Origin of the sequence: Streptomyces chartreusis NRRL 3882 (assembly GCF_900236475.1) — a bacterium.
In the GTDB taxonomy this organism is placed as follows: Bacteria; Actinomycetota; Actinomycetes; order Streptomycetales; family Streptomycetaceae; genus Streptomyces; species Streptomyces chartreusis_D.
Map to the genome: position 1 here is coordinate 5,444,664 of NZ_LT963352.1, position 10,337 is coordinate 5,455,000.

A 10,337-nucleotide genomic window follows, 5' to 3' on the forward strand; every position below is an offset into this window, starting at 1 on the left:
GGGAGGCGCCCGTGTACGTCCAGGAACTGGAACCCGTCGCCGGCTCACTGGGCCTGTCCGCCCTGGTGGCGGCCCTGCCCCTCGTGATCGTCCTGGCCCTGCTCGGCGGCGTCCGCGTGAAAGCGCACCTGGCGGGCCTGGCCGGCCTCCTCGCCGCCGTTCTCGTCGCCCGGCTCGCCTACGGCATGCCCCTGGGGCAGACGGTCTCCAGCGCCGCCCAGGGTGCCGTCTTCGGCCTCTTCCCCATCCTGTGGATCGTCGTCAACGCCCTGTGGGTGTACCGGATGACCGTCCGCACCCGGCACTTCGACATCCTGCGCCGGTCCTTCGGGCGGCTCTCCGACGACCCCCGCATCCAGGCGCTCGTCATCGCCTTCTGCTTCGGGGCGCTGCTGGAGGCGCTCGCCGGCTTCGGGGCACCCGTCGCGATCAGCGCGGTCATGCTGGTCGCCCTCGGGTTCGAACCGGTGCGCGCCGCCGTCGTCGCCCTGGTCGCCAACACCGCGCCCGTGGCCTTCGGCGCGATGGGCACCCCGGTCGTCACCCTCGCCCAGGTCACCGGGCTGCCGCTGGACTCCGTGGCCTCCGTGGTGGGCCGTCAGACGCCGTTGCTGGCCCTCGTGGTGCCCCTCGTGCTGGTCTGGCTCGTGGACGGCCGACGCGGGCTGCGCGAGACCTGGGTGCCCGCCCTCGCCTGCGGAGTCGCCTTCGCCGTCGCCCAGTTCGCCGCCTCCAACTACGTCTCCGCCCAACTCGCCGACATCGGCGCCGCCCTGGCGGGCGCGGGTGCCCTGGTCGCCGTACCGCACGCGCGCGTGCCCGCCGCCGAGTCCGTACGCGCCTCCGTGCTGACCGGTGTGCGCAGCGAGGAGCTGGACGAGGAGGACCCGCCCCGCGAGGTCCTGCGCGCGTACGCCCCCTACGCGCTGATCGTCCTGATCTTCTCCGTCGCCCAGGTCCCGGCCGTCAAGGTCTGGCTGGACAAGGCCACCCAGACCTACGACTGGCCCTTCCTGAACGTGCTCGGCCCCGACGGCGGACCGGTCGGCGGCAACGTCTTCACCTGGCCGATCGTGTCGACCGGCGGCACGCTCGTGCTGCTCGCCGGGATCTGCACGGCCGCCGTCGTCGGGGTGCACGCGCGCGTGGCGGTGAAGGAATGGCTCGCGACCGTCCACGAGCTGCGCTTCGCGATCCTGACGGTGACGTCCGTACTGGCGCTCGCGTATGTCATGAACCTCTCCGGGCAGGCGGCGACCATCGGCCACTTCGTGGCGGCGGCCGGAGCCGGGCTCGCCTTCCTGTCGCCCGTCCTCGGCTGGTTCGGAGTCGCCGTGTCCGGATCGGACACCTCGGCCAATGCCCTCTTCGGTGCCCTCCAGGTGACCGCCGCCCGGGAGTCCGGGCTGTCGCCCGATCTCCTGGCCGCGGCCAACAGCTCCGGCGGCGTCCTCGGCAAGATGATCTCCCCGCAGAACCTCACCATCGCCTGCGCGGCCGTCGGACTCGCGGGGCGCGAGGGCGACTTGCTGCGCAAGGTACTGCCCTGGAGCCTGGGCCTGCTGCTGGTGATGTGCCTGATCGTGGTCGGCCAGAGCACGCCCGTCCTGGACTGGATGCTGCCGTGACCTGAGACGACGCCCGGGCGTCGACTCGGCGTCCGCACAGCGCGCTGTCAGCGGGCGAGGGTAGTTTGTGCGGACCGACAGTACTTTTTCAGGAAGGTTGGCCGTGGCTGCTGATCTGTCGCAGGTCGTCAAGGCGTACGACGTACGCGGGGTCGTCCCCGACCAGTGGGACGAGTCCCTGGCCGAGCTCTTCGGAGCGGCCTTCGTGCGGGTCACCGGCGCGAGCGCCATCGCGACCGGGCACGACATGCGGCCGTCCTCACCGGGCCTGTCGCGGGCCTTCGCGCGCGGGGCTGCGGCGCTGGGCGCCGACGTGACCGAGATCGGCCTGTGCTCGACGGACCAGCTCTACTACGCCTCGGGCGCGCTGAACCTGCCGGGCGCCATGTTCACCGCCTCCCACAACCCGGCGCAGTACAACGGCATCAAGATGTGCCGCACGGGCGCCGCCCCGGTCGGCCAGGACACCGGCCTCGCCGAGATCCGCGAACTGGTCGAGCGCTGGAGCGAGTCGGGCGCCCCCGAGCCCGCCGCGACGCCGGGAACCATCACCGGCCGCGACACGTTGTCGGACTACGCGGCGCACCTGCGCTCCCTGGTCGACCTGACCGCCATCCGCCCCCTGAAGGTCGTCGTCGACGCGGGCAACGGCATGGGCGGGCACACGGTCCCCGAGGTCTTCGCCGGCCTGCCCCTGACGCTGGTCCCGATGTACTTCGAACTCGACGGCACCTTCCCCAACCACGAGGCCAACCCCCTCGACCCGGCCAACCTCGTCGACCTCCAGGAGCGGGTCCGCGAAGAGGGCGCCGACCTCGGCCTCGCCTTCGACGGCGACGCCGACCGCTGCTTCGTCGTCGACGAGCGCGGCGAGCCGGTCTCGCCTTCGGCGATCACCGCCCTGGTGGCCTCCCGCGAGCTGGCCAGGCACGGCGGCAAGGGCACGATCATCCACAACCTGATCACGTCCTGGTCGGTCCCCGAGGTGGTCGCGGAGAACGGCGGCATCCCGGTCCGCACCCGCGTCGGCCACTCCTTCATCAAGGCGGAAATGGCGCGTTCGGGCGCGATCTTCGGCGGCGAGCACTCCGCGCACTACTACTTCCGCGACTTCTGGAACGCCGACACGGGCATGCTGGCCGCCCTGCACGTCCTGGCGGCCCTCGGCGGCCAGTCGGGCCCCCTCTCCGCCCTCGTCGCCCAGTACGACCGCTACGCCGGCTCCGGCGAGATCAACTCCACCGTCACCGACCAGACGGCCCGCCTCGCCGCGATCCGCTCCGCGTACGACAACCGTGAGGGCATCACCCTCGACGACCTCGACGGCCTGACCGTCTCCGCCACCGACTGGTGGTTCAACGTCCGCCCCTCCAACACGGAGCCACTGCTCCGCCTGAACGCGGAGGCGAGGGACCCGGAGACGATGGCGAGGGTGCGGGACGAGGTGCTGCGGATCATCAGGGACTGACGGCCTCGCCGAGTGTGCCGAGGCAGGCTCGGGGCAGGGGCGGCGGGGGCGAAACCATCCACCGCACCCCCGACCTGCCACCCCCACCGGCGGTACCCTGACCAGGCACATCCGCACACCCCAAGCACCCCCAACCCCGGAGAAAACCCTCATGCCCCTCGAAGCCGGCCTCCTCGAAATCCTCGCCTGCCCGGCCTGCCACGCCCCCCTCAAGGAGCAGGACGACGAACTGCTCTGCACCGACCAGAACTGCGGCCTGGCCTACCCCGTCCGCGACGGCATCCCCGTCCTCCTCGTCGACGAGGCCCGCCGCCCCGCATGAGCGGCCCCCACGCCTGAACCCCCGGTGCACAGAGCCCCGGCACAACGGGCACCGACGTAGGACGACGGACGACGCAGGACACCCCATAACGGACCTCGGCGCTCGGAGGCTGCCGCCCATGCTCGACGAATCGCTGCTCGACTCCCCGGAGGGCCTCTCCGAGGCCGACCACCGCGGGCTGCTCCGCGGCGCCGCAGAAGCCGGCGCCCGCGTCCGCACGGCCGCCCGCCACTCCGCCGAGGCCGGCATCAACGACCTCAAACCAGACGGCCGCCCCCGCGCCGTCCTCATCGCCGGCCCGGGCGCCGCCGCCACGCACGCCGCCGACCTCCTCGGCACCCTCGCCGGCGCCGGCAGTCCGGTCACGCGGCTGGCCCCCACCGGCGTCGCCCCCGCCGCGGGCGCCCTGCGCTGGGAACTGCCCGGCTGGGTCGGCTCCGTCGACCTCCTCCTGATCACCACCCCGGACGGCAGCGAACCGGGCCTGTCCCTCCTCGCCGAGCAGGCCTACCGCCGCGGCTGCAACGTCGTCGCCGTGGCCCCCAGCCGCTCCCCGCTCGCCGACGCGGTGAACGGCTCGCACGGCCTGTTCGTCCCCATGGCGACCGCCCCGTACGACCAGGACGAGCCCCTCGCCGCCTCGGCGCCCGGCGTCCTGTGGGCGCTGCTCACCCCACTGCTCGCGCTCCTGGACCGCACCGGCGTGCTCGCCGCTCCGCCGGACGCCCTCGGCAAGGTCGCCGACCGCCTCGACCGCGTCGCCGAACGCTGCGGCCCCGCCATCGCCACCTACAGCAACCCCGCCAAGACACTCGCCGCCGAACTCGCCGACGCCCTCCCGATCGTCTGGACCGAGGGCACCTCGGCCGGCCCGGCAGGCCGCCGTTTCGCCGCCGCGCTCGCCGAACTGTCCGGCACCCCCGCGGTCGTCGCCGAGCTCCCCGAGGCCCTCGCCGCACACAGCGCCCTGCTCGCCGGCCCCCTGGCCGCCAGCGCCGACCCCGACGACTTCTTCCGCGACCGCGTCGAGGAACCACCCGCCCTGCACGCGCGCGTGGTGCTCCTCCGCGACCGCCCCATCGGCGGCCTCACCGCTGCCCCCAGCGCCCGCGACCTGGCCCTCAGCCACGACACACCGATCAGCGAACTGGAACCGGAGGCGGGCGGCGAACTGGAGACCCTCGCGGAACTGATCGCCATCACGGATTTCGCCGCTGTTTACCTTGCGCTCGCTTCGAGGGCCTGATCATGCTCAGGACACCCTGACGCGCCCGCGCCCGAACACGCTGAGAGACCTCCATGGACCGCCTCGACAACACCATCCGCCCCTACGCCTGGGGTTCCCCCACCGCCATCCCGCACCTGCTCGGCACCGAACCCACCGGCGAGCCGCAGGCGGAGATGTGGATGGGTGCCCACCCGGGCGCACCCTCCCGCACCGGCCGGGGCACGCTCGTCGAGGTCATCGACGCCGACCCGGAAAGGGAACTCGGACCGGCCGCGGTCGCCAAGTTCGGCCCCCGCCTGCCCTTCCTCCTCAAGATCCTCGCCGCCGGCGCCCCGCTCTCCCTTCAGGTCCACCCCGACCTGGACCAGGCCAAGGAGGGCTACGCGGACGAGGAGCGCCGCGGCATCCCCATGGACGCCCCGCACCGCAACTACAAGGACGCCAACCACAAGCCCGAACTGATCTGCGCCCTCACCGAGTTCGAGGGCCTGTGCGGGTTCCGCGCCCCGCTCGCCGCCGCCGGCCTGCTCGACGACCTCGGCATCGACTCCCTCAAGCCGTACGTCGACCTGCTGCACGCCCACCCCGAGGACGCCGCCCTGCGCGAGGTCCTCACGGCGATCCTCACCGCCGACTCCGAGGAGATGTCCCGCACGGTCGCCGAGGCGGCCACCGCCTGCACCCGCCTCGGCGGTGCCTACGCCCCCTACGCCGACATCGCCCACCACTTCCCGGGCGACCCCGGCGTCATCGCCGCGATGCTGCTGAACCACGTCCGGCTCCAGCCCGGCGAGGCCCTCTACCTCGGCGCCGGCGTCCCGCACGCCTACCTGAACGGCCTCGGCGTCGAGATCATGGCCAACTCCGACAACGTCCTGCGCTGCGGCCTGACCCCCAAGCACGTCGACGTCCCCGAGCTCCTGCGCATCGTCCGCTTCCAGCCCCGCGACCCCGGCGTCCTGCGCCCCGAGGCCGCCCCGGACGGCGAGGAGCTCTACGAGACCCCCATCGACGAGTTCCGCCTGTCCCGCTACGTCCTCCCCGAGGCGGGCGCCGCGCACGACCTCACCCGTCCGACCCCGCAGATCCTGCTCTGCACGGCCGGCGCCGTCCGGGCCGGCGAGCACGACCTGAACCCCGGTGAGTCCGTCTTCGTCCCGGCCGGAGAAAAGGCCGAAGTGTCCGGAACGGGAACGCTTTTCCGGGCCACCGTCGTCGCCTGACCGTTTCGACGGCCCCGTGCTGGTGACCTGACTCACCGCTGTCGCGGCGGGCTGCAACAATGGCCCACCGTCAAGCACGGGCAAAGTCGCGGGCAGCTCAGTCAGGCGAGCGTCCGGGCCCTGGAACGGCGTACGAAGGGACAACGCGAACACATGAGCGCGTCAGGCGGCACCAAGGCGATCGTGGCGGCACTGGCCGCGAACCTCGCGATCGCGGTAGCGAAGTTCGTGGCGTTCATCTTCAGCAACTCGTCGTCGATGCTCGCCGAGTCCGTCCACTCGCTCGCCGACTCCGGCAACCAGGCACTGCTCCTGGTCGGCGGCAAGAAGGCGAAGCGCGAGGCCACCCCGGAACACCCCTTCGGCTACGGTCGCGAGCGCTACATCTACGCCTTCCTCGTCTCCATCGTCCTCTTCTCGGTCGGTGGCATGTTCGCCCTCTACGAGGGCTACGAGAAGATCAAGCACCCGCACGAACTGGAGCACTGGTACTGGCCGGTCGGCGTCCTCGTCTTCGCGATCATCGCCGAGGGCTTCTCCTTCCGCACGGCCATCAAGGAGTCCAACACCCTGCGCGGCCGCCGCTCCTGGAAGGAGTTCGTCCGGCACGCCAAGGCCCCCGAGCTCCCGGTCGTGCTCCTGGAGGACCTCGGCGCCCTCGTCGGCCTGATCCTCGCGCTCGGCGGCGTCGGCCTCGCCCTGCTCACCGGTGACAGCGTCTGGGACGGCATCGGCACCCTCTGCATCGGCGTACTGCTCATCCTGATCGCCCTGGTCCTCGCCGCCGAGACCAAGTCGCTGCTGCTCGGCGAGTCCGCCGGCGCCGAGGAGACCCGGAAGATCGAGGCCGCCGTCGTCGACGGCGACACCGTCACCCGCATCATCCACATGCGCACGCTCCACCTCGGCCCCGAGGAACTCCTCGTCGCCGCCAAGATCGCCGTCCGGCACGACGACACTGCCACCGAGATCGCCGCCGCCATCGACGCCGCCGAGTCCCGCATCCGCGAGGCCGTTCCGATCGCCCGCGTGATCTACCTCGAGCCGGACATCTACAGCGAGGCCGAAGCCGCCAAGGGCCCCGACCCCGAGGCAAGCCCCGGCGGCCCGACCCCGCACCCCGCCGACCACTGACACCCTCTCCCACGACTCCTCCGGCCACGGGGCCCGCCGAACCACTCGGCGGGCCCCGCCGCCTTCCACCACCCCCGCACCTCACCGACAGTCCCACCCCGCCCGTCACGGGATCGGCTTGATGTGTTTGCCTGCGGACTGGGGATCGCAGGCGCCCCCGGTGTAGCTTGGGACGGAGCCAGACGTCGCTGCTGATGGCGGTCGGGCGGTCCCACCGCGGACCGGCCGAGGGAGAGAGGGCCTCCGACGGACTGCGCTGCGCACACGCGGGCATGCCTGTGTCCTCTTTCGGGCACCCCTGTGTCCGCCGCCGCGCAGACCAGCCGTACCCACCTCGACCCAACCCCGAGGAGCAGCTCGCAATGACGACTGTCGAAAACCGACAGGACTTCAAGGTCGCCGACCTCTCCCTGGCCGAGTTCGGCCGCAAGGAGATCACCCTCGCCGAGCACGAGATGCCTGGCCTGATGGCGATCCGCAAGGAGTACGCCGAAGCACAGCCCCTGGCGGGCGCCCGCGTCACCGGCTCCCTGCACATGACCGTGCAGACCGCCGTGCTCATCGAGACCCTGGTCGCCCTCGGCGCGCGGGTCCGCTGGGCCTCCTGCAACATCTTCTCCACCCAGGACCACGCCGCCGCGGCCATCGCCGTCGGCCCGAACGGCACGCCCGACAACCCGCAGGGCGTCCCGGTCTTCGCCTGGAAGGGCGAGACCCTGGAGGAGTACTGGTGGTGCACGGAGCAGGCGCTGACCTGGCCGGACAGCCCCACCGGCGGCCCGAACATGATCCTCGACGACGGCGGTGACGCCACCCTCCTCGTCCACAAGGGCGTCGAGTACGAGAAGGACGGCAAGGTCCCGGACGTCGACACCGCCGAGTCCGACGAGCACCGGGTCATCCTCGAACTCCTGCACCGCACCATCACGGACGGCTCGCAGAAGTGGACCCAGCTGGCCTCCGAGATCCGCGGCGTGACCGAGGAGACCACGACCGGCGTCCACCGCCTGTACGAGATGCAGCGCGACGGCACCCTCCTGTTCCCGGCGATCAACGTCAACGACGCCGTCACCAAGTCGAAGTTCGACAACAAGTACGGCTGCCGCCACTCGCTCGTCGACGGCATCAACCGCGCCACGGACGTCCTCATCGGCGGCAAGACCGCGGTCGTCTGCGGCTACGGCGACGTGGGCAAGGGCTGCGCGGAGTCCCTGCGCGGACAGGGCGCCCGCGTGATCGTCACCGAGATCGACCCGATCTGCGCCCTCCAGGCCGCGATGGACGGCTACCAGGTCACGACCCTCGACGAGGTCGTCGACAAGGCCGACATCTTCATCACCACGACCGGCAACAAGGACATCATCATGGCCTCGGACATGGCCAAGATGAAGCACCAGGCCATCGTCGGCAACATCGGCCACTTCGACAACGAGATCGACATGGCCGGCCTCGCCAAGATCCCCGGCATCGTCAAGGACGAGATCAAGCCGCAGGTCCACACCTGGACCTTCCCCGACGGCAAGGTGATCATCGTCCTCTCCGAGGGCCGCCTGCTGAACCTGGGCAACGCCACCGGCCACCCGTCGTTCGTGATGTCCAACTCCTTCGCGGACCAGACCCTGGCCCAGATCGAGCTGTTCACCAAGCCCGACGAGTACCCGACCGGTGTCTACGTGCTGCCCAAGCACCTCGACGAGAAGGTCGCCCGCCTCCACCTGGACGCGCTCGGCGTGAAGCTGACCACGCTCCGCCCCGAGCAGGCCGAGTACATCGGCGTGCAGGTCGAGGGCCCGTACAAGCCGGACCACTACCGCTACTGAGCCGAGCGGCACCGCCGCCGGTCAGACAGCCACCGGTCGGATCTCCGAGGCAGGCCCCCGCACGCCCGTGCCGGGGGCCTGCCCCGTTCGACCGGCCGGCGACCGGCCCCGCCCGTCAAGATCCAGGACCCCCATGCCCCGCGGCCGCTATTCGCTCCACGATCCGCACGATCACACCCCCCTCGCAGAAGAGCACTTCCAGTGCGCCCCCGGCCCCTCCGGCTGGCGCTACGTCTCCCAGCTGACCACCCCCTCGGGCGATCACCACGGCTCCGTCGACCTCACCCTCGACGAACTCGGCCGCCCCATCCGCCTCCAACTCCACGCCGCCGCCTGGCAGGTCCGCGGCGCCGCCCTCGACGGCGTCACCTGGGTCCGCACCGACCCCACCGGAACCGACGCCACAGAAGGCAATGTGCGCGCCCACGCCTTCACCGGCACCTCCCCGGCGTTCCTCGTCGCCACCACCCGTCTCCTGCGCCTCACCCCCTCCTCAGCCGGCACCCGCGTACGCCTCGTCGCCTTCACGGACCCGGTCCTCGCCCCCCGCACCGTGGACCAGTCGTGGACCTTGCTGAAAAGAGAAGCACACGCCACTGACAGCGGCCCTCTGACCGTGGACGAATACCAGGTCACAGCCCTGGACACGGGCGAACAGCACGCCGTGCACATCGCCGGAGACGTGGTGCTGGCGGCCCCCGGCATCGAGCTCGAAGACCTCGAATCACCGCCGTCGGTGTTCACCTGAGGCCAGGCCCTGCTGAGCGGGCAGCCCCACGCTCCACTACGCCGGCGGCACGAACCCAGTCCCGGGACGGTCGCCCATGGGCACCTCATGCGACTCCGCGGGCGGAGCTGCGCCGGACGACTCGACAGCCCCTGGGGCCGGCTCGGACACCGCGCCAGGCGGCACAACCGGAGCCGCACCGGCACCTGGAGCTCCATCGGCTACCGGAGCAGCCGGAGCGGCCGACGAGGACGACCCGCTCCCGAAAGCCCGTCGAGCCTCCCGCGCCTGCCGTTCATGCACGACCGCCGCCAGATACGCCGCCGGCGGAACCCCCTGCGGCACCGGCGCTCCCGTACGTTCCGCGAGATCCGACGCCAGCCGGTCCGCCATGGACCACCCCACCTGCGGGTCCAACTGCTGCACACGCGTCAGATACTGACGGACGGCGAGCCACAACCCATCGGGCACCGCAGAAAGATCGAGCCCCGAGAAACGCCCCGCAAGCCAGGGCGGGGGAGGCGGCACGAACCCGGTGCGCGCGACCGGAATCCGCTCCCGAACGACGAGGGTCCCCGCGAACACGTCCCCCAGGCGCCGCCCACGCGCCGACACGAAAGACGCGATACAGGCCACGACACCGAACGTCATGAGGATCTCGACCACCGCGATCAAGCCCCTCACCAGCGCATGCCGGAATCGGATCGGCCCTCCGTCGTCGCGCACCACACGCAGCCCGCAGGCCATCTTCCCGAGCGAGCGCCCATGACTGAGGGTCTCCACCGCG

The 10,337-nt window shown here is 71.7% G+C and carries 9 protein-coding genes (1 of these 9 only partly in view); 8 read left to right on the forward strand and 1 reads right to left on the reverse strand.

All coding sequences use genetic code 11. From position 1 onward, the window contains the following. The first annotated feature begins 11 nt into the window (after positions 1-11). From SCNRRL3882_RS24725 to SCNRRL3882_RS24760, 8 genes are all read left to right on the forward strand, one after another. The gene (locus SCNRRL3882_RS24725; RefSeq protein WP_010034674.1) at positions 12-1,628 is read left to right on the forward strand and encodes an L-lactate permease; all 1,617 of its coding nucleotides are present in this window, start codon (positions 12-14) and stop codon (positions 1,626-1,628) included. A 103-nt stretch (positions 1,629-1,731) separates the two neighbouring features. After that, positions 1,732-3,096, forward strand: coding sequence for a phosphomannomutase/phosphoglucomutase (locus SCNRRL3882_RS24730; protein ID WP_010034677.1), 1,365 nt, complete (start codon positions 1,732-1,734; stop codon positions 3,094-3,096). A gap of 151 nt (positions 3,097-3,247) precedes the next feature. Next, complete coding sequence (locus SCNRRL3882_RS24735; RefSeq protein ID WP_010034680.1) at positions 3,248-3,418, forward strand: Trm112 family protein; 171 nt, start codon at positions 3,248-3,250, stop codon at positions 3,416-3,418. A 118-nt stretch (positions 3,419-3,536) separates the two neighbouring features. After that, positions 3,537-4,664, forward strand: a complete 1,128-nt coding sequence (locus tag SCNRRL3882_RS24740; protein ID WP_010034685.1) for an SIS domain-containing protein — start codon at positions 3,537-3,539, stop codon at positions 4,662-4,664. A gap of 53 nt (positions 4,665-4,717) precedes the next feature. Next, entirely contained in the window at positions 4,718-5,869 is a 1,152-nt protein-coding gene (gene manA / locus SCNRRL3882_RS24745; RefSeq protein ID WP_010034687.1) for a mannose-6-phosphate isomerase, class I, read from the forward strand. Positions 5,870-6,022: 153 nt separating this feature from the next. After that, positions 6,023-7,003, forward strand: coding sequence for a cation diffusion facilitator family transporter (locus tag SCNRRL3882_RS24750; protein ID WP_010034688.1), 981 nt, complete (start codon positions 6,023-6,025; stop codon positions 7,001-7,003). Positions 7,004-7,365: 362 nt separating this feature from the next. Further along, positions 7,366-8,823, forward strand: a complete 1,458-nt coding sequence (gene ahcY / locus SCNRRL3882_RS24755) for an adenosylhomocysteinase (protein WP_010034690.1) — start codon at positions 7,366-7,368, stop codon at positions 8,821-8,823. A gap of 133 nt (positions 8,824-8,956) precedes the next feature. Then, positions 8,957-9,571 (forward strand): hypothetical protein, encoded by a 615-nt coding sequence (locus SCNRRL3882_RS24760; RefSeq protein ID WP_010034697.1) that lies wholly within the window; start codon positions 8,957-8,959, stop codon positions 9,569-9,571. A gap of 36 nt (positions 9,572-9,607) precedes the next feature. Here SCNRRL3882_RS24760 and SCNRRL3882_RS24765 read toward each other — a convergent pair whose 3' ends face one another. Then, positions 9,608-10,337, reverse strand: the 3' portion of a protein-coding gene (locus tag SCNRRL3882_RS24765) for an RDD family protein (protein WP_010034698.1). 218 nt of this gene lie beyond the right edge of the window; the window shows 730 of its 948 coding nt (coding positions 219-948); its start codon lies off the right edge, out of view — the gene reads right to left on this strand; the stop codon is at positions 9,608-9,610.